Source organism: Streptomyces sp. NPDC053048, from assembly GCF_044547045.1.
GTDB lineage: Bacteria > Actinomycetota > Actinomycetes > Streptomycetales > Streptomycetaceae > Streptomyces.
On record NZ_JBITZS010000002.1, the window covers coordinates 384,280 to 404,271 of the forward strand.

Below are 19,992 nucleotides of genomic sequence, written 5' to 3' on the forward strand. Positions count from 1 at the left end.
TGTGAGCATGAGCCAGAACAGTCTGCGTGTGGTGTGGGTCTACCCCGACCTGCTCAGCACCTACGGCGACCAGGGCAACGTCCTGGTCCTGGAGCGGCGCGCCCACCAGCGCCGCCTGGACGTCCAGCGGGTGGACGTCCGCTCCGACCAGCAGATCCCCACCTCCGGGGACATCTACCTGATCGGCGGCGGTGAGGACCGTCCGCAGCGCCTGGCGGCCGAGCGGCTGCGCCGGGACGGCGGCCTGAACCGGGCCGTCGCCAACGGGGCGATCGTCTTCTCGGTCTGCGCCGGGTACCAGATCCTGGGCCACGAGTTCATCAACGACCTGGGCCAGCGCGAGCAGGGCCTGGGGCTGCTGGACGTCATCAGCACCCGTGGCGAGGGCGAGCGGTGCGTCGGCGACGTGCTCGCCGACATCGACCAGCCGCTGGGCCTGCCCCCGCTGACCGGCTTCGAGAACCACCAGGGCATCACCCACCTGGGCCCGACGGCCCGCCCGTTCGCCCGGGTCCGGTTCGGCAAGGGCAACGGCACGGGTGACGGCACCGAGGGCGCGTACAACGACACCGTCTTCGGCACGTACATGCACGGCCCGGTCATGGCCCGCAACCCGCACATCGCGGACCTGCTGATCAAGCTGGCGCTGGACGTCAACGCCCTGCCGCCGGTCGACGACCGCTGGTACGAGGCGCTGCGCGCCGAGCGCATCGCGGCGGCGACACAGCCCGCATAGCGGACGGTCATGGTCCCCGCCACCCCCTACGGCTAGGGTGGCGGGGATTCCACCGGACGACGGGGTCCGGTCCGGTCTCCGGCCTTCACGGCCCTGATCAAAAAGGTCCCCCTGTCATGCGTATCGGTGTGCTCACCTCCGGCGGCGACTGCCCCGGTCTCAACGCCGTCATCCGGTCCGTCGTCCACCGCGCCGTCGTCGACCACGGCGACGAGGTCATCGGCTTCCACGACGGCTGGCGGGGGCTGCTGGAGGCGGACCACCGCCCGCTGGACCTGGAGGCCGTGGCCGGCATCCTGGCCACCGGCGGCACGATCCTTGGCTCCTCGCGCGTCCAGCCGGCCCAGCTGCGCGACGGCGTGGAGCGCGCCCGCCGGCATGTGGCGGACCTCGGCCTGGACGCCGTCATCCCGATCGGCGGCGAGGGCACCCTGAAGGCGGCGCGGCTGCTGTCCGACGCCGGGCTGCCGATCGTCGGCGTGCCCAAGACGATCGACAACGACATCGCGTCGACCGACGTCACCTTCGGCTTCGACACCGCGGTGGGAGTGGCGACCGACGCCCTCGACCGGCTCAAGACGACCGCCGAGTCGCACCAGCGAGTGCTGATCGTCGAGGTGATGGGCCGGCACACCGGCTGGATCGCCCTGCAGTCGGGCATGGCGGCCGGGGCGCACGCGATCGTGGTGCCGGAGCGCCCCTTCTCGATCAACGAGCTCACCGAGGTGGTCGGCAGGCGCTTCGCCGCGGGCAAGCGGTTCGCCGTCGTGGTGGTCTCGGAGGGCGCCAAGCCGCGCGCGGGCACGATGGAGTTCGAGACCGGCGGCACCGACGTCTACGGGCACGAGCGGTTCACCGGTGTGGCCCGTCAGCTGGCCGTCGAGCTGGAGCGGCGCCTGGGCAAGGAGGCGCGGCCGGTGATCCTGGGCCATGTGCAGCGCGGCGGCACCCCCACCGCGTACGACCGGGTGCTGGCCACCCGCTTCGGCTGGCACGCGGTGGAGGCGGCGCACCTGGGCGCGTTCGGGATGATGACGGCGCTGCGCGGCACGGACATCACGCTGGTGCCGCTGGCGGAGGCGGTCGAGCGGCTGAAGACGGTGCCCGTGGAGCGCTACGCCGAGGCCGAGTGCGTGCTGTGAGCCCGTCCCGGCCGCTCGGCCGGTGACGCCCCCGCCCGTGGACCGGGCCCGGGGCGCCTCTACTCTGGTCCCGGCGCATTGGTGCGAAATGGGAGAGAGCGGATGGATCACAGCGGGCACGGCATGATGCATATGGACATGCCGCCGTTCACGCTGGAGCGGGGTCTGCAGTTCAGTAGCGAACCGTTCTTCATGATCGGCTGCCTGCTGGGTCTGGGCCTGTACGGCTGGGGCGTGGTGCGGCTGCGGCGGCGCGGGGACGCGTGGCCGTGGGGCCGGGTGGTGGCGTTCGTCCTCGGTGTGCTGAGCGTGGCGCTGGTGATGTGCACCAAGCTCAACGACTACGGCATGGTCATGTTTAGCGTGCACATGGTGCAGCACATGGTGATCAGCATGCTCTCCCCCATCCTGCTGCTGCTCGGCGCGCCCGTGACGCTGACGCTGCGGGCCCTGCCGGCGGCGGGGCGCGGGCGCAAGGGGCCGCGCGAGTGGCTGGTGGCCCTGCTGCACAGCCGCTACATGCGGGTGATCACCCACCCGGCGTTCACGATCCCGCTGTTCATCGCCAGCCTGTACGCCCTGTACTTCACCCCGCTCTTCGACTTCCTGATGGAGTCCAAGCCGGGGCACATCGGGATGATGGTGCACTTCCTGGCCGTGGGCCTGGTGTTCTTCTGGCCGATCATGGGCGTGGACCCGGGCCCGCACCGGCCGGGTTATGTGATGCGGATGCTGGAACTGTTCGCGGGCATGCCCTTCCACGCGTTCTTCGGCATCGCGCTGATGATGGCCTCGGAGCCGATGATCGGCACCTATATGCACCCGCCGGCCTCGCTGGGCATCGACCCGCTGGACGACCAGCAGGCGGGCGGCGGCATCGCCTGGGCGTTCAGCGAGATCCCCTCGGTGGTGGTGCTGCTCGCGCTGGTCTACCAGTGGTACCGGTCGGAGCAGCGGCAGGCCAGGCGCAGCGACCGGGCCGCGGACCGGGACGGCGACAAGGAGCTGGAGGCCTACAACGCCTATCTGGCCTCGCTCAACACCCGGGCGCGGTGACCGGCCCGGCCGGTCGGCGGTATGGCGGTGCGGACCGCGGCGGGGAGACCATGGTCTCCTGGCCGCGGTCCGTCGCGTTGTGGCGCCCGGACCGCCGTGAGGAGGTGCGGCGATGCCCGGATCGGCGAAGGCGATGGCGGCCCTGACCGTCGGGGGGCTGGTCCTGGTGACCGCCTACACGGTCACGCTGGGCAGCAACGGGTGGCTGTGGTTCGCCTGGGTGGTGCTGGGGCTGACGACCCTGGGGACGCTGGCGGCGCGCGGGACGTGAGAGAGGCCCGGGGCCGGGCGGGTTCAGAAGCGGAAGACGGGGCCGGTCGCGGCCTCGAGGGCGCAGGGGTTGGGGAAGGTGCGGCGCCAGGCGATCTGGCTGCCGCGCCAGTCCCCGTCGGCGGTCGCGGTGACCGGGTCCTCCACGCCGGTGCACGCCGGCTTGGCGCCGGGCTGGGGCTGCGGCTGGGGTGGCGGCTGGTGCTGGGGCGCGTCCGGCCGGCCCGCGGCCTGGCCCAGGCGCTTGCAGGCGTCGGCGGCGTGCGGGTGGTGGCCGGCCGGGCCGGGGCAGCTGAGCCGTACGCCGCGGATCCAGGTGTTCTGGGCGCCGGAGAGCGTCAGGAAGAGCCGCCCCTCGTCCTGTTCGTGGGCGGTCGCCGGGGCCAGGGGCAGGGTGAGCAGCGCGGTCGCGGTCGCCGCTGCGGCCGTGGTGGTGCGGACGGACATGGATGTGCCTCCCGGTGGCGCGACGGTGCCGGGTCAGGGCATCGCGGGCGGGCCGGGCGCGGCAAGCGGCCGCACCGGCCCATCGCCCGTGTGGGGGTGCACGGCCACCCGGTCGGCCGCCGCCCGCCCGTACGGGCGCAGGCGACCACCCGGCCGACCGCCGCCCGCCCGTGCGGGCACAGGCGATCACCCGGCCGACCGCCGCCCGCCGGTACGGGCGTAGGCGACCACCCGGCCGAGCGTCGCCTGCCGGTGCGGGCGCAGGCGACCACCCGGCCGACCGCCGCCCGCCCGTACGGGCGTACGCGACCACTCCGCCGACCGCCGCCTGCCCGTGCGGGCGTACGCGACCACTTCTCCGGCAGTCGTCGCTCACGCCCGGTACGGGGCCTCCGGCGGTACGTCCGGGACGTGCTCGCCCCGGACGCGGAAGAGTCCGGGCGCCACCTCGTCCGAGCGCTGCCAGACGCCGGCACACAGTTCCGCCGGCCATGTGGTGCGCAGTGACCACCGGGCCCCGTCCAGCAGGGCGTCGGCCAGGTCCGCGTCGGTGAGGTCCGCGTCCTGCAGCAGTGCTCCGCTCAGGTCGGCGTCGGCGAGTTCGGCCGCCCGCAGGCGAGCGCCGGTCAGGTCGGCGCCGGTGAGCAGTGCGCCACGCAGCCGGGCGCCGCCGAGCTCGGCACCGGTGAGGTCGGCGGCCTGACAGCGTGCCCGGTTCAAGGTGGCCCCCGCCAGCCGGGCGCGGCGCAGCCGGGCGCCGCCGAGCTCGGCGCCGGTGGCGTCCACGCCGGACAGGTCGGCGCCGTCGAGGGCAGCCCGCACGAGGCTCGCTCGCACGAGGGCGGTGCCGCGCAGGTCGGCTCCCCGGAGGTCGGTCCGGTCCAGCCGGGCGCCCGGACGGACGTCGAGTACCGGCCGGAAGGCGAGCGCCGCCCACCACCAGGGCCGGCGCCCGGTCAGGGTGGCTGCGGCGAGCGGCCGCGGTGCGGTCCCGGCGAGCATCGCGCGGACCCTGCCCGCGAAGGTGTCAGCGGGCATCGACGGTCCCTCCGCGCCGGGCGTCCGCCGCCGTGCCGCCCTCGCCCGGCCGCCTCTCGCCCCGGGGCGGAAGGCCGGGTACGGCCGGGACGGGCACGGGCCCCAGCCTGGCCAGGCGGATCAGCGCTATGGGGGCGAACGCGCCCAGGCCGGAGGCGAAGACCGGCGTCTGGACGTGGTGCACGGCGGCCAGCAGCGCCACCAGACCGACTGCCGTCCCCAGCCGGAACCCCAGCGCCGCCGCGTACGGGCCGGTCGCGGGCCGGCCGTCGTGCTTCCAGGGAAAGCCGCAGGCGACACCGGTCGCCATCAGCAGCTGGGTCGACTCCATCAGCGCCGCACCCAGCAGCGCCCACAGGCACGCGATCCCCACGCCCACCGGCCACTCCTCCCCGGCCCCGCGCCGGGCGCGCTCCCGGGCCGTTTCCGGCAACCTGCCAGTCGGCGGGCCGGTTCCGGCCCGGATCGGCCGAACCGGTCACCGCGGGGGCCCGGTCGTGACATAGTGCTGCGCCCCGGTCCGTGAACGGACCGGGGCGCAGTCGTGCCCTGCGGTGAAGCGGGGTACCTGTTTCCTCGAAGTGCCTTACTTCGTCGCGGCCTTCGGCGGCTGCGGGGTGGCGTGCGGGGCGCACGTCACGTCCTTGCCGTCGGTCTTGCCGGTGAGGAGGTAGGCGTCGACGCGGTCGTTGATGCACGGGTTGGTCAGACCCGTGACACCGTGCGAACCGGCGCCCTTCTCGACGATCAGCTGCGAGCCGCGGAAGCGCTTGTGCAGCTCGACCGCGCCCGCGTAGGGGGTGGCGGCGTCACGGTCGGCCTGCACGATGAGGGTCTTGGGCAGGCCCTTGTGCGTGGTGACCTCGATCGGGTTGTACTGCGGGCCCTTCCAGGTGGCGCAGGGCAGGTTCATCCAGGCGTTGGCCCAGGTCATGAAGGGCGCCTGGCGGTGGATGCGGGTGTTGTCGCGGTTCCACTTGTTCCAGCTGGTGGGCCACTTGGCGTCGGCGCACTCCACCGCGGTGTAGACGGCGTTGCTGTTCTCGGAGGCGATGTTGCCGGCCTTGTCCGACAGGTCCGGTCCCGCGGCCTCGACGAGGGCCTTGGTGTCACCGGCGCGGTACTTCTTCCAGGTCTCGGCGACCGGAACCCAGGAGCGGTCGTAGTACGCGGCGCCCTGGAAGAAGTTGATCAGCTCGGCCGGGCCGACGAGGCCGCCCACGGGCTGCTTCTTGGCGGCGGCGCGGAGCTTCTCCCACTCCTGGTGGACCTTGGCCCGGGTGTCGCCGATGTGGAAGTAGGCGTCGTTCTTGGCGACCCACTCCTCCCAGTCCTTGAACCGGCCCTCGAAGGCGATGTCCTGCTCGAGGTTGGCCTTGTACCAGATGTTGTCCTGGGCCGGGTTGACGACGCTGTCGACGACCAGGCGGCGGACGTGGGTCGGGAAGAGCGTGCCGTAGACGGCGCCGAGGTAGGTGCCGTAGGAGACGCCGAGGTAGTTGAGCTTCTTGTCACCGAGGGCGGCGCGGATGACGTCCACGTCGCGGGCGGTGTTCGGCGTGGTGAGGTACGGCAGGAGGTCGCCGCTGCGCTCGGCGCAGCCGTCGGCGTACTCCTTGGCCAGCTTGCGCTGGGCGCGCTTGTCGGCCTCGCTGTCGGGCACCGGGTCGGCCTTGGGGGCCTTGACGAACTCCTGGGGGTCGACGCAGGAGATCGGGGCGGAGTGGCCGACGCCGCGCGGGTCGAAGCCGACGAAGTCGTACGCCTTGGCGATCTTGGCGTAGATCGGGTTCGCGGTCGTGACCCGCTTGGGGAAGGACAGGCCGGAGCCGCCCGGACCACCGGGGTTGTACACGAGCGAGCCCTGGCGCTCGGCGGCGGTGCCGGTGGACTTGGCCCGGTCCACCGCGATCTTGATGGTGCGGCCGTTGGGCTTGGCGTAATCGACGGGCACGGTGACCCAGCCGCACTGGATGGGCTTGGCCAGGTTCCAGTCGGCAGGACAGTCCTGCCACTTGATGCCGGCCTTGGCGGCGCGGTCGGCGGCTATCTTCACGCCCTTGGCCTCGGCGGCCCCGCCCGGAACGGCGTCGGCGGCCCCGGCCGACGGGGCGGCCAGGAAGCCCGCGACGAGTGCGCCGGCCACCACGGTGCCGGCCGCACCGAATATCGCGTTTGGTCTCACGTAGGAATCCCCCTGCTGAGTGTGTCGCCGGGAACCGGCGATGATCACGCGGTCTGCAGGGGGGAATCCTTTCGCCTCCCATGACACAAAGGACAGGGTCTGCGGGCGTTCTTTACCAACCCGTAAACGCGACGAAACACAGAACGCCACATGTGGCGTTGTTCGCCCCAACACCCTTTAGAACGCCCGGATTACGGCATTCAGCTGGGTTAGCGCCGAATCCAGCATCGTGCGCAGGGCCAGTGCGTCCCGCGCCACCGCGCCGACCACGACGGCGGGGCCGGCCAGCGGGGTCAGCGCGGCCGTCGCCCCGAGCGGACGTGCCGGGAGGGGGTGCTCCTCGAAGGCGGGATCGACGACGAGGAGTTGGCCGACGGCCCGGTGGCCGCCGAGCACCGCGCCGCCGTCCCAGCCGCCCGCGGCCCGCGGCCCGTACGACAGCTCCTGGTCGAACAGCGGGCGGCCCGCGCGGCGCACGGTCAGCCGGGTGGTCAGCCGCCCGGTGGGTTCGCCGGCCCGGCCCAGCACCTGCTCCTCGCGCAGCACCAGGCGCGCGCCGGCGGCGAGGTCGACGCGGGTGCTCTGGCGCAGGTCGCTGCCGCGCGCCGAGATCAGCGGCTCGGGCAGCCAGCGCAGCGTGGCACTGTCGGCGACGGTCAGCCGGGTGTCGTACGTGGCGGCCTCGCCCGTGCGCCCCGGCAGGGCGATGGTGGCCGCCGTGGTGGTGAAGCGCAGGGCGGCGCCCGCGCCGACGTCCGCGGTGAGGCCGAGCCGGTCGCCGCCGAGCGGCGCGCTCATCGCGCCCACCAGCGCGACGCGGGCCTCGTGCCCGTCCGGGCGCAGCCGGCGCAGCGCGAAGGGCCCCGCCCCCTCGAGCACCGGCAGGGCCGTGCCGCCCCTGCCGTCGGCGGTGGCCGCGATCCGCGCGACGGCCCGCAGGCCGCGCTCCGGGGCCGGGGCCGCCTCCACCGGCAGGACGGGCGCGGGGGCGACGGCCGCCGTCACGCCCGTCACGCCGCCGCGGCCGTCCACGCCGCGAGTCGCTCGCGCACCCAGTCGCGCACCGGAGCCACGCCGTCCTCGGCGGCCAAGGACGTGAAGGCGACGGGGAGATGGCCGCGCTGGGCCTTGGCGTCGCGGGCCATGCCGGCCAGGTCGGCGCCGACGTGGGGGGCGAGGTCGGTCTTGTTGACGACCAGGAGGTCGGCGGTGGTGACGCCGGGGCCGCCCTTGCGGGGGATGTCGTCGCCGCCGGCGACGTCGATGACGAAGATCTGCGCGTCGACGAGGCCCTTGGAGAAGGTGGCGGTGAGGTTGTCGCCGCCGGACTCGACCAGGACCAGGTCCAGCGGGCCGACCTCGTCCTCCAGGTCCTCGACGGCCTCGAGGTTGGCGGAGATGTCGTCGCGGATCGCGGTGTGCGGGCAGGCGCCGGTCTCGACGGCGGTGATCCGCTCGGGCGGCAGCACGGCGTTGCGCAGCAGGAATTCGGCGTCCTCGCGGGTGTAGATGTCGTTGGTGACGACGGCGATGGACAGCTCGTCCCGCAGGGACCGGCACAGTGCGGCGACGGTCGCGGTCTTCCCGGACCCGACGGGCCCGCCGAGGCCGACCCGCAGGGCGCGGCGGCTGCCGTCGGGACGCAGGGGAGCTGCGGCGCTGTAGGTGTGGCGGTGGGGGTAGGCGTCGGGGTGGTCGAGGTGCATGGTCCCTCCGGGGGATCGGTCAGGGGGTGTCCGATGGCCCGTGCTGACCCATCGGACACCGCCTAGGTGGCGAAGAGTCGTACGGCCCAGGCCGCGTGCTGCTCTGCGGTGATGTCGAGCAGCGGGGCCGACGGGGCGGGCAGGGCGTCGGGGCCCTGGTCCGTGGCGCGTCGCCCGGCTTGGGCCGCCCGCGTGGCGACGTCGTCGAGGTCGGGGGCGAGCCGGGCGAGCACGGCGGTGGCGCCGAAGGGGTCCAGGCTCAGCAGCCGTACGACCGCCGTGGCGGGCCCGCTCACGCTCTCGTACGCGGCGGCGTAGGCGGCGTCGAGCGGGCCCAGTCCGGCGGCCCGGCACGCGAGGCCGAGGACCACGGGCTGGTGGGCGCCGCGCGGCCGGGCGGCCGCGAGGGCGTCGAGTTCGGGCGAGGGCCATGCCGCGCGGGCGGCACGCGTCATCTGGCGGCCCAGGCGCCGGGCCGCGGTGCGCAGGGCGAGCGAGGGGGTGCGGGCGTCGGCGGCCTCGTCGAGCTCGAGCGGGTCGGCTCCGCAGGCCGCCGCGGCCGCGAGGGCGGCGGACGCGAGCCCCGCCGTGTGCAGCCGCCCCCGGCAGAAGGCCTCCAGCGAGGGCACGTCCGTCACCCGGCCGGCCTTGACGGCCGCCTCGGCCCCGCCGGAGTGGGCGTGCCCGCCGGCCGGGAACCGTCCGTCGGCCAGGACGAGCAGCGCGGCCAGGCCGCCGCCGGCGGCGGCGTGGGTGGTGGTGGGCGGCATCAGAAGAGGAAGTAGCGCTGGGCCATCGGCAGTTCCGCCGCCGGGCGCGGCTCGACGGCCTCCCCGTCGATGGTGACCGTGAACGTGTCGGGGTCGACCTGGACGCGGGGGCGGGCGTCGTTGTTGCGCATGTCGGCCTTGGTGACGCCTCGGGTGCTGCTGATGGGGACGAAGCGCTTGCCCAGTCCCAGGCGTTCGGGGAGCCCGTCGTCCATGGCCCACTGGGTGACGAAGTTCAGCGAGTTGGCGGCGGGGGCCCGGCCGCGCGCGCCGAACATGGGGCGCGGCAGGACCGGCTGGGGGGTGGGGATGGAGGCGTTGGCGTCGCCCATCTGCGCGTAGGCGATCTGGCCGCCCTTGATGACCAGGTGCGGCCGGACACCGAAGAAGGCCGGCTCCCAGAGCACGAGGTCGGCGAGCTTGCCGGTCTCGACGGAGCCGATCTCGTGGTCGAGGCCCTGCGCGACGGCCGGGTTGATGGTGTATTTGGCGACATAGCGGCGGGCCCGCGCGTTGTCGGCGGGGCCGTCGCCGGGCAGGGAGCCGCGGCGCCTCTTCATCACGTGGGCGGTCTGCCAGGTGCGCAGGACGATCTCGCCGATGCGGCCCATGGCCTGGGAGTCCGAGGAGATGATCGAGATCGCGCCGAGGTCGTGCAGCACGTCCTCGGCGGCGATGGTGGAGGGCCGGATGCGGGACTCGGCGAAGGCCAGGTCCTCGGGCACGGCCGGGTTGAGGTGGTGGCAGACCATCAGCATGTCGAGGTGTTCGTCGACGGTGTTGACGGTGTGCGGGCGGGTGGGGTTGGTGGAGCTGGGCAGCACGTTGGCCTCGGAGACGACCGTGATGATGTCGGGCGCGTGCCCGCCGCCGGCGCCCTCGGTGTGGTAGGCGTGGATGGAGCGGCCGCCGATCGCGGCGAGGGTGTCGCCGACGAAGCCCGCCTCGTTGAGGGTGTCGGTGTGGATGGCGAGCTGGGCGCCGCTCTCCTCGCACACGTTCAGGCAGGCGTCGATGGCGGCGGGGGTGGCCCCCCAGTCCTCGTGGATCTTGAATCCGACGGCTCCGGCGCGCAGCTGGGCGCGCATCGAGTCGTAGGAGACGGTGTTTCCCTTGCCGAGCAGGCCGATGTTGAGGGGGTGACCCTCCATGGCCTCGAACATCCGGGCGAGGTGCCAGGCGCCGGGGGTGACGGTGGTGGCCTTGCTGCCCTCGGCGGGTCCGGTGCCGCCGCCGAGGAGGGTGGTGATGCCGGAGGCCAGGGCCTCGTCGGCGAGTTGCGGGCAGATGAAGTGGACGTGGGCGTCGATGGCGCCGGCGGTGAGGATCCTGCCGTTGCCGGCGATGATCTCGGTCTCGGGGCCGATGACGAGGTCGGGGTGGACGCCGTCCATGGTGTCGGGGTTGCCGGCCTTGCCGACGCCGGTGATCCGCCCGTCGCGCAGGCCGACGTCGGCCTTGACCACGCCCCAGTGGTCGAGGACGACGGCGCCGGTGATGACGGTGTCGGGGGCGCCCTCGGCGCGCGTGACGCGGGACTGGCCCATGGACTCGCGGATGACCTTGCCGCCGCCGAAGACCGCCTCGTCCCCGGCGCGGCCGGGGCCGCCGCAGCGGTCCTCCTCGATCTCGACGACGAGGTCGGTGTCGGCGAGCCGGACGCGGTCGCCGGTCGTCGGCCCGTAGAGGTCGGCGTACGCGGGGCGGGCGAGCTCAGGCATCGAGCGGTCCCCCGCACTCGCCGCGCAGGCCCTCCACGACGCGCTTGCCGCCGATGGCCACGAGGTCGACGGCCACGGGGATGCCGGGCTCGAAGCGCACGGCGGTGCCGGCGGCGATGTCGAGCCGCTTGCCGTGCGCGGCCGCGCGGTCGAAGTCCAACCCGGGGTTGGCCTCGGCGAAGTGGTAGTGGGAGCCGACCTGGACGGGCCGGTCGGCGGCGTTGAGCACGGTCAGGCGGGTGCGGTGCAGGCCCTCGTTGAGCGGTACGGGCTCGTCGGCGTGCAGGATCTCTCCGGGAATCATCGGTCTCTCCCCGTCACGCGATGGGTTCGTGGACGGTGACGAGCTTCGTCCCGTCCGGGAAGGTGGCCTCGACCTGGACGTCGTGGATCATCTCGGGGATGCCCTCCATGACCTCGTCGCGGGTGAGCACCTTGCGCCCGGACGACATCAGCTCGGCCACGGTGCGGCCGTCCCGGGCGCCCTCGAGGACGTGGACGGTGATCAGCGCCACCGCTTCGGGGTGGTTGAGGCGCAGCCCGCGGGCCCGACGCCGCTCGGCGACGTCGGCGGCCACATGGATGAGCAGCCGTTCCTGCTCGTGCGGGGATAGTTGCATGCGTCCCACCTCAACACAGTGTTGACCTGGGGTTCTTCTCCCCGTGGCCGCTGAGGGCAGATTAGGGCGCAAGCTTTTCCAACGCGTTAACTCCGCTGACCGGCTTTTTGCGTTGTCATGGCCGAGGGCCGCCGCGCGGTCACGGCCGGGAGGGGTCACTCCCGGGCTCGTGGTGGTGGGCGGCGATGCCGAAGCGCTGCGGTTCGCCGGGGGCGGACAGCGAGGTGGTGCGCACCGTGGCGACCGTGCTGACCACTTCTTCCCCGGTGGCCTTCTCCTCCGCCCGCTCCTCCGCCGGCGCCTCCTCGAGCCGGCGCAGGTCGGCGGCGGACACCAGGGCGACCAGCGGCTTGCCGTGGCGGGTGACGACGACGCGCTCGCCTCCGTAGACGACGCGGTTGATCAGGTCCGCCAGCTCGGCTCGCGCTTGCGTCACCGGAATCTCATAGGCCATGGCCCCATTCTATCGGGACGTACGATCTGTACATTCTGTACAGATTGCAGGTACGGTGGGCCTGCGGGGACGACGACGAGAGGCGCGGCCATGGAACGAACGGAACGACTGGATCCGTATGCGGAGCTGTACGCGGGGCGGGTGATCTTCCTGGGGACGGCGGTCGACGACGTGGCGGCGCACGATGTGACCGCGCAGTTGATGCACCTGGAGCACGCGGCGCCCGAGCAGGACATCTCGCTCTACATCAATTCGCCGGGAGGCTCCTTCTCCGCCCTGTGCGCCGTCCACGACACGATGCGCTACATAGGCTGCGACATCGCGACCGCCTGCCTGGGCCGGGCCGACGGGGCCGCGGCCGTGCTGCTGGCGGCCGGCACACCGGGCAAGCGGATGGTGCTGCCGCACGCCCGGCTGATCATCCGCCAGCCGTCCCTGGACGGGCCGGTGCAGGGGCGGATCACGGATCTGGCCCTGCAGGCGGACGAGGTGCGGCGGGTCCGCGAGACCGTGACGGAGCTGCTGGCCCGGCACACCGGGCACAGCACCGAGCGGATCCGGCAGGACACCGAGCGGGAGACCGTCCTCGACGCCGAGGCAGCGGTGGCCTACGGGCTGGCGGACCACATCGTCACCGACCGCCGGTCGCACGGCGCGCCGGCCGGGAAGAGGTGAGGACCGTGTGGCCGCCCCAACTGCCCCCGCTGCCCGCCCTGACCCGCGCCGAGGGCGAACTGGTGGACCGATATCTGGAAGTACTGGATCTCCTCGGCCGGATCAACCCGGCTCGCACGCACGACACGTACGGTGCGCTACGAGCCGCGCAGACGCTCGCGATCGCGGCGGCGGGGCTGCGCGACACGCTCACGGCGATGCACGAACGGGGCGAACGCGAGATATACGCGAGCACGCTGGCACGGGCGTTGCGGGTCCTGGACGGCGAACGGCGCGCGGCCCGGGTGATGTTGCCGCCGCCGACGGCGAACTGAGGAGCGGAAACATTCTTCCCCCGATCTCCTTCAGACAGCGGATGCGATCGTAGACGTCGCGCGGCGATCACCTCGGGCGGTGCGCTCATTGCGCGCCCGGGGAGATCGCTCCGCCGCAGGTGGCGGGCTCACCAGGGAAAGGTCATGACCATCGAACCGCCCTGCGTCCACCCGAATTGCCCAGAGGTGATGAGGCTCACATAACGCCGGATCCTCTCGGCCGGGCCGTCGCGACTGCGCCAAGATCCCTCCGACGACAAGCCCCCGCCACCGCGGCGGGGCGGTCCTGGCGGACGCCGAACCCTGCCGCCGCCGGGGCGCTGGTCGACATAAGTGCATCGGCAGGGATGGAGGACCCAGGCACGGCGGGGCGACCGGAACAGCACGACCGTTCCTGGTCATCCCTTGGGGTGAAGCCGCTCAGGCGGCCGGGCATTCTTCGCCTGCCCGAACCCGACAGGTCATCCTTCACAGGCGGCTGACGAAGGGTTTGGCATGGGCGCTCACAAACGTCCCTCAATGCTGTCCAGGGCCGGGAACGTACCGCTGTCCGTGAAATCGGCCCTGACTCTCGCGGCCGTCGGTGCCACGGTGCTGGTACCCGGCGCGACCGACGCGGAAGCCGCGACGCTCTCCACCAACGCCCTGCACATCGCGGCGTCGAAGGCGGGCTCCCCGTACCAGTGGGGCGCGACGGGCCCGTACCGCTTCGACTGCTCGGGGCTGACCCAGTACTCCTTCAAGCGGGCCGGCAAACAGCTGCCCCGCACCGCCCAGGACCAGTACAACCGCACCCGGCGGATCCCCGGCCTCTCCCGTGAGCGGGGCGACCTGGTGTTCTTCCACGGCCGGGGCGGCGTCTACCACGTGGGCATCTACGCCGGCGACAACCGGATCTGGCACGCCCCGAAGACCGGCTCGGTCGTCCGCCTCGAGCGGATCTGGACCCGGAGCATCTCCTACGGCCGCGTGAACGGCTGACCGCACGGCGCCGGACCCCACAGCGCTCCGGCCCCGGCACACTCCGGCACTTCCTCCGTGGCAGCGGACCCCTCTGCCCTCCGGTGCCCCACCGGCACCCGCGGTACCAGTGAACCCACCGGTTCCCCAGCGCGCTCCACGAGAGCGCCGGGCCGGGCGGAGCCCTCCGCCCGGCCCTTCGCGGCGCGCCGCCGACGCGCCGTCAGCGCACCGGCGGCGCCCACGGCAGGCGGATCCATACCGTCTTGCCGCCCTCGGCGGTCGGGATGATCGAGAGCCTGCCGCCGTGCTCGGCGGTCAGGCACCGAATGATCACCATGCCGCGCCCGTTGTCCTGCTGGACGGCGGCGGGCAGCCGCCGCGGGTAGCGGGGATGGCTGTCCGTGACGCCGATCCGCAGCTGCTCCCGGCGGTCGAGCCGGAGGTCCACGGTGAACGTGGGTGACTGGCCGCGGGTGTGCTGCACGGCGTTGGTGGCCAGTTCGGAGACGATCAGTCGGACCGTGTCCACGGCGTCCGGGTCGTCCGGCAGGCCCCATTCCGCGAGCACGTCCGTGACGTAGCGGCGCGCGGTGGGGACCGAGGCGGGGGCGCTCGGCAGAGTGACGGATGCTTCCTGGTGGTCTGCCATGGCGCTGTCCCTTTCCCGCCGGGAGCGGCACCGACGCGATGACGCGATAGTCGCGACAGTGCGGTGAAGTCGGGAGCGGCTCCGGCGGCTCTTTGTGACAGAGTGCCACTGATAAGGGCCACCATGGGCGCGTTCCACCGGATTGTGGATATATCTGTCGCCCGAAGCGGTGAACCCTTCTGCGAGCGACCGGATTTGGGCGCCACACTGGTCTATTGACTCTGACGTGTGGATTTCAGCGGCGGGGAGGGAGAGCTGATGCGGTACGGACCCGCGGTGCGCCGCCGCAAACTCGGCGCGGAACTGCGGCGCCAGCGCGAACTGACGGGGATGACCAGCAGGGAGGCCGCCTGCGCGGTCGGCTGGCACCAGTCGAAGGTGAGCCGGATCGAGACGGGCAGCAGTGGCGTGAAGCCGGCCGACGTGGCCCGGCTGCTGGACGTCTACAGCGTCTCCGACCCGGAGTTGAGGGCACTGCTGGGGGCTCTGTGCGGTGCCGGGTCCAGGGATTCGGAGGGCCCCCGGCGGGGCTGGTGGTACGCCTACCGCGATCTGCTGCCATCGGCGTATCTCGACTTCATCAGCCTGGAGTCGGAGGCCTCCCGCTCCCGCACGCTGGAGACCACGGTGGTGCCGGGCCTGCTGCAGACGCCGGCGTATGCCCGTGCGGTGACCCGCGCGGCGCTGGGCGACCCGCCGGCCGAGCAGGTCGAGGAGCTCGTCCGGGTGCGGATGGCGCGGCAGGCGGTGCTGAGCGGCGAGCGGCCGCTGGAGCTGTGCGCGGTGCTCGACGAGGCGGTGCTGCGCCACGAGGTCGGCGGACCGGAGGTAATGGCGGGACAGCTGCGGCATTTGTTGGAAAGGGGTTCGCTGCCGCATGTGCACTTGCATGTGCTGCCGTTCACCAGCGGCAACCACATTGGCATCACCGGGCCTTTCGTTATCTTCTCATTTCCGCGCATCGCCGATCTGGACGTGGTTGTTCTCGACCATTTGACGAGTAGCCTCTATCTGGAGCAGAAGGAAGACCTCCGGGCGTACGGCTCGGCATTCACCACACTGCGGGCGCACGCCCTCTCGCACGAGAAATCGTTGGAATTCATCGCCGGGATCAGCGACGGCGCGTAAGGAGGCAACATGTCCGCAATGCCTCGGTACGTTCCCTCTCGATCGGCCCACTGTCCAGCGCAGCGCCACCGCTTCGCCCCGCGCCCCGGGGCCTGGCACCGGAGCAGCTACAGCACCGGGATGAACAACTGCGTCGAGACGACCGCACTCGGACCGGAACTGCTCGCCGTGCGCGACTCCAAGCGCACGCCGGGGCCGGTCCTGCTGTTCTCCCCCGGCGCCTGGTCCGCGTTCGTGACGGACCTGTGCGCCGGGATCACCACCAGCGGCTGAGCACTCAGGCGGTCGGCGCGGTCTCCACGATCGTGCCGACCGCCTCCGCGATCCGCCGGTCCGACAGATCCGCGCGGGCGGTCAGCCGCAGCCGGGAGACTCCGTCGGGCACGGACGGGGGCCGGAAGCAGCCGACCGCGAGCCCCGCCGCGCGGCAGTCCGCCGCCCACCGCACCGCCGCCTCCGGCGAGGGCGCCCGCACGGAGACCACCGCCGCGTCCGGCCGCACCGCCGTCAGCCCGGCCGCCGTCACGCCCCGGTGCAGCCCGGCGGCCACGGCCCGCACCCGGGCGGCGCGTTCCGGCTCGCGGCGCAGCACGGCGAGCGAGGCCAGGGCCGCGCCGACCGCCGCCGGGGCGAGGCCGGTGTCGAAGATGAAGGTGCGGGCGGTGCTGACGAGATGCTCGATGACGCGCGCCGGGCCGAGCACCGCACCGCCCTGGCTGCCCAGCGACTTCGAGAGCGTGACCGTGGCGACGACGTCCGCGTCGCCCGCCAGGCCCGCCGCGTGCAGCGCGCCCCGGCCGCCGTCCCCCAGGACGCCGAGGCCGTGGGCGTCGTCCACCAGCAGGGCCGCGCCGTTGTCCCGGCACGCCTCGGCGAGCGCGCGCAGCGGGGCGGCGTCGCCGTCCACGGAGAAGACGGAGTCGGTAACCGCGAGCGCCCGGCCGTCGTGGGCGGCCAGCGCCTTGGCGAAGGCCTCCGGGTCGGCGTGCGGGACGATCGTCCGCTCGGCCCGCGCGAGGCGGCAACCGTCGATCAGCGAGGCGTGGTTGCCCTCGTCGCAGACCAGCAGGGCGCTGCCGTCCGCGGGCCCCGACAGGGCGGTGACGGCGGCGAGGTTCGCGGCGTAGCCGGAGGAGAAGACGAGTGCCGCCTCGAAGCCGCAGAACTCCGCGAGCTCCCGCTCGAGGCGGGCGTGCAGTTCGGTGCTGCCGGTGACCAGGCGGGAGCCGGTGGCGCCGCCGCCCCAGCGGCGGGCGGCCCCGGCCGCGGCCTCGGTGACCTCGGGGTGGCGGGTCAGGCCCAGGTAGTCGTTTCCGGCCAGATCGGTCAGGGAGCTGTCGGCCGGGCGGGGCCGCAGGGCGCGCACCAGACCCGCGGCGCGCAGCCGCTCGTGCTCGGTTCCGATCCAGCCGAACGGGTCCTGGGGCATCGGCCGTCCTTCGAGTGGTTCTGTTGGGTTTGCATAAAACGTAGCCGTCGACGGGCCCGGTCAGGGTGTGGCGATACACACACCTCAATCGCCGCCTGTTGTGCGATCTCTCCTTGGCCCAGGAGGGTGCCGTAGGCAAGGATCGGCAGCATGGACCTGCTGAACACGCTGGTGGAGAAGGGGTTGCGGCGGGAGCTGCCGACCCGCGAAGAGGCGCTCGCCGTGCTGGCGACCTCGGACGACGAACTGCTCGACGTGGTCGCCGCGGCGGGCAAGGTGCGCCGCAAGTGGTTCGGGCGACGAGTGAAGCTCAACTATCTGGTCAACCTCAAGTCCGGGCTCTGCCCCGAGGACTGCTCGTACTGCTCGCAGCGGCTCGGCTCCAAGGCCGAGATCCTCAAGTACACCTGGCTCAAGCCGGAGGACGCCTCGAGGGCGGCCGCCGCGGGCGTCGCCGGTGGCGCGAAGCGGGTCTGCCTGGTGGCCAGCGGCCGCGGGCCGACGGACCGGGACGTCGACCGGGTGTCCAGGACCATCGAGGCGATCAAGGAGCAGAACGAGGACGTCGAGGTGTGCGCCTGCCTCGGGCTGCTCTCCGACGGCCAGGCCGAGAAGCTGCGGGCGGCCGGTGCGGACGCCTACAACCACAACCTCAACACGTCCGAGGCCACCTACGGCGACATCACCACCACCCACACCTACGCCGACCGGGTGGACACCGTCCGGCAGGCCCACGCGGCCGGGCTGTCCGCCTGCTCCGGGCTGATCGCGGGCATGGGCGAGAGCGACGCGGACCTGGTGGACGTGGTCTTCTCGCTGCGCGAGCTGGACCCGGACTCGGTGCCGGTCAACTTCCTCATCCCCTTCGAGGGCACGCCGCTGGCCAAGGAGTGGCACCTCACCCCGCAGCGCTGCCTGCGCATCCTGGCGATGGTGCGGTTCGTCTGCCCGGACGTGGAGGTCCGGCTGGCGGGCGGGCGCGAGGTGCACCTGCGCTCGATGCAGCCGCTGGCCCTGCAGATCGCCAACTCGATCTTCCTCGGCGACTACCTGACCAGTGAGGGCCAGGAGGGCAAGGCCGACCTGGCGATGATCGCCGACGCCGGCTTCGAGGTGGAGGGCGCCGGCACCACGACGCTGCCCGAGCACCGGGCGGACGTGGTGGCCGCGGCGGCCGGCGCGGGCTGCGGCTCGCACGCGGCGAGCGCCTGCGGCGGACACGCCGACGGCGGCGGCTGCGGGCCGTGCGGTGGCGGTGGCGCGGTGGAGCCGGCGGAGACGGCGGAGCCGGTGCCGGCCATGACGGCCGCCGCGGGTGAGGCCCGTACCGACCTGGTGGCCGTGCGCCGCCGGGGCGCGGGGACGGACCTGCCGCCCAATGCCTGATCCGATCGGGCCCCGGGAGCTGCTCGACCTCGACCGGCGGCACGTCTGGCACCCCTACGGCCCGATGCCGGGCCGCCAGGAGCCGCTGGTCGTCGAGTCGGCGTCCGGGGTACGGCTGCGGCTGGCCGAACCCGTCCACGGCACCGGCGAGTTGATCGACGGGATGTCGTCGTGGTGGTCGGCCGTGCACGGCTACAACCACCCGGTGCTCAATCGGGCCGCCCAGGAACAGCTGGGGCGGATGAGCCATGTGATGTTCGGCGGGCTCACTCATGAGCCCGCCGTCCGGCTGGCCGCCCGGCTGGTGGAGATCACCCCCGAGGGGCTGGAGCACGTCTTCCTCGCCGACTCCGGCTCGGTGTCGGTCGAGGTGGCCGTGAAGATGTGCCTGCAGTACTGGCGCTCCCTCGGGCGGCCCGGGAAGCGGCGGCTGATGACCTGGCGCGGCGGCTATCACGGGGACACCTGGCAGCCGATGGCCGTGTGCGACCCGGACGGCGGAATGCACCAGCTGTGGTCGGGCGTGCTGCCTCAGCAGGTCTTCGCGGACGCGCCCCCGCACGACTACGACACGGACGCCGTGCCGGCGTACTCGGCGCACCTGCGCGAGACGATCGCGCGCCACGCCCATGAGCTGGCCGCCGTCATCGTGGAGCCGGTGGTGCAGGGCGCAGGCGGGATGCGCTTCCACGACCCGGAGTACCTGCGGGTGCTGCGCGAGGCGTGCGACGAGCACGACATCCTGCTGGTGTTCGACGAGATCGCCACCGGATTCGGCCGCACGGGAGAGCTCTTCGCGGCGGGGCACGCGGGGGTCACCCCCGATGTGATGTGCCTGGGCAAGGCTCTGACCGGCGGTTATGTGACCCTGGCGGCGACGCTGTGCACACCGCGGGTGGCCGAGGGCATCAGCTCCGGCGAAGTGCCGGTGCTCGCGCACGGGCCGACGTTCATGGGCAACCCGCTCGCCTGCGCGATCGCCAACGCCTCCATCGACCTGCTGCTGGAGCGGGACTGGCGGATGGAGGTCAAGCGGATCGAGGCCGGGCTGCGCGACGGTCTGGCCGACTGCGCGGACGCGCCGGGCGTGCGGGACGTGCGGGTGCTCGGCGCCATCGGGGTGGTCGAGCTCGACCACGAGGTGGACATGGCGGCGGCGACGCGGGCAGCGGTGCGCGAGGGGGTATGGCTGCGGCCGTTCCGCAATCTCGTGTACACGATGCCGCCGTACATCACACAGGACGCGGACCTCGAGCAAATCTGCGCGGGTGTCCGCGCGGTGGCCCGCGGGGCCTGAGGAAGG

General features: G+C 73.0%; 25 protein-coding genes and 1 riboswitch. Of the genes, 11 read left to right on the forward strand and 14 right to left on the reverse strand.

What is annotated here, in order from left to right:
• Positions 1-7 precede the first annotated feature (7 nt).
• The 4 genes from ACIG36_RS06540 (at position 8) to ACIG36_RS06555 (ending at position 3,205) form a co-directional block, all read left to right on the forward strand.
• Complete coding sequence (locus ACIG36_RS06540; protein ID WP_399922945.1) at positions 8-736, forward strand: type 1 glutamine amidotransferase; 729 nt, start codon at positions 8-10, stop codon at positions 734-736.
• 116 nt (positions 737-852) lie between these two features.
• On the forward strand, positions 853-1,878 hold the full coding sequence (locus ACIG36_RS06545) for a 6-phosphofructokinase (protein WP_399922948.1): 1,026 nt from the start codon (positions 853-855) through the stop codon (positions 1,876-1,878).
• A gap of 102 nt (positions 1,879-1,980) precedes the next feature.
• Complete coding sequence (locus ACIG36_RS06550; protein WP_399922951.1) at positions 1,981-2,934, forward strand: cytochrome c oxidase assembly protein; 954 nt, start codon at positions 1,981-1,983, stop codon at positions 2,932-2,934.
• A gap of 112 nt (positions 2,935-3,046) precedes the next feature.
• Positions 3,047-3,205: a hypothetical protein gene (locus tag ACIG36_RS06555; RefSeq protein ID WP_399922954.1), complete on the forward strand. Its 159-nt coding sequence runs from the start codon at positions 3,047-3,049 to the stop codon at positions 3,203-3,205.
• A gap of 23 nt (positions 3,206-3,228) precedes the next feature.
• On the opposite strand, the gene ACIG36_RS06560 is transcribed toward ACIG36_RS06555, so the two are convergent.
• The 12 genes from ACIG36_RS06560 to ACIG36_RS06615 form a co-directional block, all read right to left on the reverse strand.
• On the reverse strand, positions 3,229-3,651 hold the full coding sequence (locus ACIG36_RS06560; RefSeq protein ID WP_399922958.1) for an SSI family serine proteinase inhibitor: 423 nt from the start codon (positions 3,649-3,651) through the stop codon (positions 3,229-3,231).
• A 186-nt stretch (positions 3,652-3,837) separates the two neighbouring features.
• Positions 3,838-4,005 carry a hypothetical protein gene (locus tag ACIG36_RS06565; RefSeq protein WP_399922960.1) on the reverse strand — a complete coding sequence of 56 codons (168 nt, stop codon included), beginning with the start codon at positions 4,003-4,005 and terminating at the stop codon, positions 3,838-3,840.
• A gap of 18 nt (positions 4,006-4,023) precedes the next feature.
• On the reverse strand, positions 4,024-4,689 hold the full coding sequence (locus ACIG36_RS06570; protein ID WP_399922964.1) for a pentapeptide repeat-containing protein: 666 nt from the start codon (positions 4,687-4,689) through the stop codon (positions 4,024-4,026).
• On the reverse strand, positions 4,679-5,068 hold the full coding sequence (locus ACIG36_RS06575; protein ID WP_399922967.1) for a hypothetical protein: 390 nt from the start codon (positions 5,066-5,068) through the stop codon (positions 4,679-4,681). Before ACIG36_RS06575 ends, ACIG36_RS06570 begins: the two co-directional genes overlap by 11 nt.
• 207 nt (positions 5,069-5,275) lie before the next feature.
• Positions 5,276-6,874, reverse strand: coding sequence for an alpha/beta hydrolase (locus ACIG36_RS06580; protein ID WP_399922970.1), 1,599 nt, complete (start codon positions 6,872-6,874; stop codon positions 5,276-5,278).
• 177 nt (positions 6,875-7,051) lie between these two features.
• Complete coding sequence (locus ACIG36_RS06585; protein WP_399923982.1) at positions 7,052-7,849, reverse strand: urease accessory protein UreD; 798 nt, start codon at positions 7,847-7,849, stop codon at positions 7,052-7,054.
• A 35-nt stretch (positions 7,850-7,884) separates the two neighbouring features.
• Positions 7,885-8,580 (reverse strand): urease accessory protein UreG, encoded by a 696-nt coding sequence (ureG, locus tag ACIG36_RS06590; protein ID WP_399922973.1) that lies wholly within the window; start codon positions 8,578-8,580, stop codon positions 7,885-7,887.
• A 62-nt stretch (positions 8,581-8,642) separates the two neighbouring features.
• Complete coding sequence (locus ACIG36_RS06595; protein ID WP_399922976.1) at positions 8,643-9,350, reverse strand: urease accessory protein UreF; 708 nt, start codon at positions 9,348-9,350, stop codon at positions 8,643-8,645.
• Positions 9,350-11,071, reverse strand: a complete 1,722-nt coding sequence (locus ACIG36_RS06600) for an urease subunit alpha (protein ID WP_399922979.1) — start codon at positions 11,069-11,071, stop codon at positions 9,350-9,352. Before ACIG36_RS06600 ends, ACIG36_RS06595 begins: the two co-directional genes overlap by 1 nt.
• Positions 11,064-11,375, reverse strand: coding sequence for an urease subunit beta (locus tag ACIG36_RS06605; RefSeq protein ID WP_399922982.1), 312 nt, complete (start codon positions 11,373-11,375; stop codon positions 11,064-11,066). Before ACIG36_RS06605 ends, ACIG36_RS06600 begins: the two co-directional genes overlap by 8 nt.
• Positions 11,376-11,388: 13 nt before the next feature.
• On the reverse strand, positions 11,389-11,691 hold the full coding sequence (locus ACIG36_RS06610) for an urease subunit gamma (RefSeq protein WP_399922985.1): 303 nt from the start codon (positions 11,689-11,691) through the stop codon (positions 11,389-11,391).
• 139 nt (positions 11,692-11,830) lie between these two features.
• Entirely contained in the window at positions 11,831-12,145 is a 315-nt protein-coding gene (locus ACIG36_RS06615; RefSeq protein WP_399922988.1) for a type II toxin-antitoxin system Phd/YefM family antitoxin, read from the reverse strand.
• 90 nt (positions 12,146-12,235) lie between these two features.
• Here ACIG36_RS06615 and ACIG36_RS06620 point away from each other — a divergent pair, with 90 nt between their 5' ends.
• From ACIG36_RS06620 to ACIG36_RS06630, 3 genes are all read left to right on the forward strand, one after another.
• Positions 12,236-12,820 carry an ATP-dependent Clp protease proteolytic subunit gene (locus tag ACIG36_RS06620; RefSeq protein ID WP_399922991.1) on the forward strand — a complete coding sequence of 195 codons (585 nt, stop codon included), beginning with the start codon at positions 12,236-12,238 and terminating at the stop codon, positions 12,818-12,820.
• Positions 12,821-12,825: 5 nt separating this feature from the next.
• Positions 12,826-13,134 (forward strand): hypothetical protein, encoded by a 309-nt coding sequence (locus ACIG36_RS06625; RefSeq protein WP_399922994.1) that lies wholly within the window; start codon positions 12,826-12,828, stop codon positions 13,132-13,134.
• A gap of 284 nt (positions 13,135-13,418) precedes the next feature.
• Positions 13,419-13,626: riboswitch (cyclic di-AMP (ydaO/yuaA leader) on the forward strand.
• Between the two features lie 3 nt (positions 13,627-13,629).
• On the forward strand, positions 13,630-14,115 hold the full coding sequence (locus ACIG36_RS06630) for a C40 family peptidase (protein WP_399922997.1): 486 nt from the start codon (positions 13,630-13,632) through the stop codon (positions 14,113-14,115).
• Between the two features lie 202 nt (positions 14,116-14,317).
• Here ACIG36_RS06630 and ACIG36_RS06635 read toward each other — a convergent pair whose 3' ends face one another.
• Positions 14,318-14,746 (reverse strand): ATP-binding protein, encoded by a 429-nt coding sequence (locus tag ACIG36_RS06635; protein ID WP_399923000.1) that lies wholly within the window; start codon positions 14,744-14,746, stop codon positions 14,318-14,320.
• A gap of 258 nt (positions 14,747-15,004) precedes the next feature.
• Here ACIG36_RS06635 and ACIG36_RS06640 point away from each other — a divergent pair, with 258 nt between their 5' ends.
• Positions 15,005-15,874, forward strand: a complete 870-nt coding sequence (locus tag ACIG36_RS06640; RefSeq protein ID WP_399923003.1) for a helix-turn-helix domain-containing protein — start codon at positions 15,005-15,007, stop codon at positions 15,872-15,874.
• Between the two features lie 9 nt (positions 15,875-15,883).
• Positions 15,884-16,147 (forward strand): DUF397 domain-containing protein, encoded by a 264-nt coding sequence (locus ACIG36_RS06645; protein ID WP_399923006.1) that lies wholly within the window; start codon positions 15,884-15,886, stop codon positions 16,145-16,147.
• A 4-nt stretch (positions 16,148-16,151) separates the two neighbouring features.
• Here the strand turns inward: ACIG36_RS06645 and ACIG36_RS06650 are convergent, their stop codons facing one another.
• Complete coding sequence (locus ACIG36_RS06650) at positions 16,152-17,303, reverse strand: 8-amino-7-oxononanoate synthase (protein WP_399923009.1); 1,152 nt, start codon at positions 17,301-17,303, stop codon at positions 16,152-16,154.
• A 150-nt stretch (positions 17,304-17,453) separates the two neighbouring features.
• Between ACIG36_RS06650 and bioB the strand changes: the two genes are divergently transcribed.
• The gene (bioB, locus tag ACIG36_RS06655) at positions 17,454-18,689 is read left to right on the forward strand and encodes a biotin synthase BioB (protein WP_399923012.1); all 1,236 of its coding nucleotides are present in this window, start codon (positions 17,454-17,456) and stop codon (positions 18,687-18,689) included.
• Positions 18,682-19,986 (forward strand): adenosylmethionine--8-amino-7-oxononanoate transaminase, encoded by a 1,305-nt coding sequence (locus tag ACIG36_RS06660; RefSeq protein ID WP_399923015.1) that lies wholly within the window; start codon positions 18,682-18,684, stop codon positions 19,984-19,986. Before bioB ends, ACIG36_RS06660 begins: the two co-directional genes overlap by 8 nt.
• Positions 19,987-19,992 lie beyond the last annotated feature (6 nt).

What these genes read in the sequence shown, in the direction of transcription:
- ACIG36_RS06550 (WP_399922951.1), top strand. Translation starts at nt 1,981, where the DNA reads ATGGATCACAGCGGGCACGGCATGATGCATATGGACATGCCGCCGTTC.
- ACIG36_RS06560 (WP_399922958.1), bottom strand. Translation starts at nt 3,651, where the DNA reads ATGTCCGTCCGCACCACCACGGCCGCAGCGGCGACCGCGACCGCGCTG.
- ureG (WP_399922973.1), bottom strand. Translation starts at nt 8,580, where the DNA reads ATGCACCTCGACCACCCCGACGCCTACCCCCACCGCCACACCTACAGC.
- ACIG36_RS06540 (WP_399922945.1), top strand. Translation starts at nt 8, where the DNA reads ATGAGCCAGAACAGTCTGCGTGTGGTGTGGGTCTACCCCGACCTGCTC.
- ACIG36_RS06595 (WP_399922976.1), bottom strand. Translation starts at nt 9,350, where the DNA reads ATGCCGCCCACCACCACCCACGCCGCCGCCGGCGGCGGCCTGGCCGCG.
- ACIG36_RS06650 (WP_399923009.1), bottom strand. Translation starts at nt 17,303, where the DNA reads ATGCCCCAGGACCCGTTCGGCTGGATCGGAACCGAGCACGAGCGGCTG.
- ACIG36_RS06620 (WP_399922991.1), top strand. Translation starts at nt 12,236, where the DNA reads ATGGAACGAACGGAACGACTGGATCCGTATGCGGAGCTGTACGCGGGG.
- ACIG36_RS06545 (WP_399922948.1), top strand. Translation starts at nt 853, where the DNA reads ATGCGTATCGGTGTGCTCACCTCCGGCGGCGACTGCCCCGGTCTCAAC.
- ACIG36_RS06605 (WP_399922982.1), bottom strand. Translation starts at nt 11,375, where the DNA reads ATGATTCCCGGAGAGATCCTGCACGCCGACGAGCCCGTACCGCTCAAC.
- ACIG36_RS06645 (WP_399923006.1), top strand. Translation starts at nt 15,884, where the DNA reads ATGTCCGCAATGCCTCGGTACGTTCCCTCTCGATCGGCCCACTGTCCA.
- ACIG36_RS06600 (WP_399922979.1), bottom strand. Translation starts at nt 11,071, where the DNA reads ATGCCTGAGCTCGCCCGCCCCGCGTACGCCGACCTCTACGGGCCGACG.
- ACIG36_RS06635 (WP_399923000.1), bottom strand. Translation starts at nt 14,746, where the DNA reads ATGGCAGACCACCAGGAAGCATCCGTCACTCTGCCGAGCGCCCCCGCC.
- ACIG36_RS06640 (WP_399923003.1), top strand. Translation starts at nt 15,005, where the DNA reads ATGCGGTACGGACCCGCGGTGCGCCGCCGCAAACTCGGCGCGGAACTG.
- ACIG36_RS06555 (WP_399922954.1), top strand. Translation starts at nt 3,047, where the DNA reads ATGCCCGGATCGGCGAAGGCGATGGCGGCCCTGACCGTCGGGGGGCTG.
- ACIG36_RS06660 (WP_399923015.1), top strand. Translation starts at nt 18,682, where the DNA reads ATGCCTGATCCGATCGGGCCCCGGGAGCTGCTCGACCTCGACCGGCGG.
- ACIG36_RS06615 (WP_399922988.1), bottom strand. Translation starts at nt 12,145, where the DNA reads ATGGCCTATGAGATTCCGGTGACGCAAGCGCGAGCCGAGCTGGCGGAC.
- bioB (WP_399923012.1), top strand. Translation starts at nt 17,454, where the DNA reads ATGGACCTGCTGAACACGCTGGTGGAGAAGGGGTTGCGGCGGGAGCTG.
- ACIG36_RS06610 (WP_399922985.1), bottom strand. Translation starts at nt 11,691, where the DNA reads ATGCAACTATCCCCGCACGAGCAGGAACGGCTGCTCATCCATGTGGCC.
- ACIG36_RS06630 (WP_399922997.1), top strand. Translation starts at nt 13,630, where the DNA reads ATGGGCGCTCACAAACGTCCCTCAATGCTGTCCAGGGCCGGGAACGTA.
- ACIG36_RS06570 (WP_399922964.1), bottom strand. Translation starts at nt 4,689, where the DNA reads ATGCCCGCTGACACCTTCGCGGGCAGGGTCCGCGCGATGCTCGCCGGG.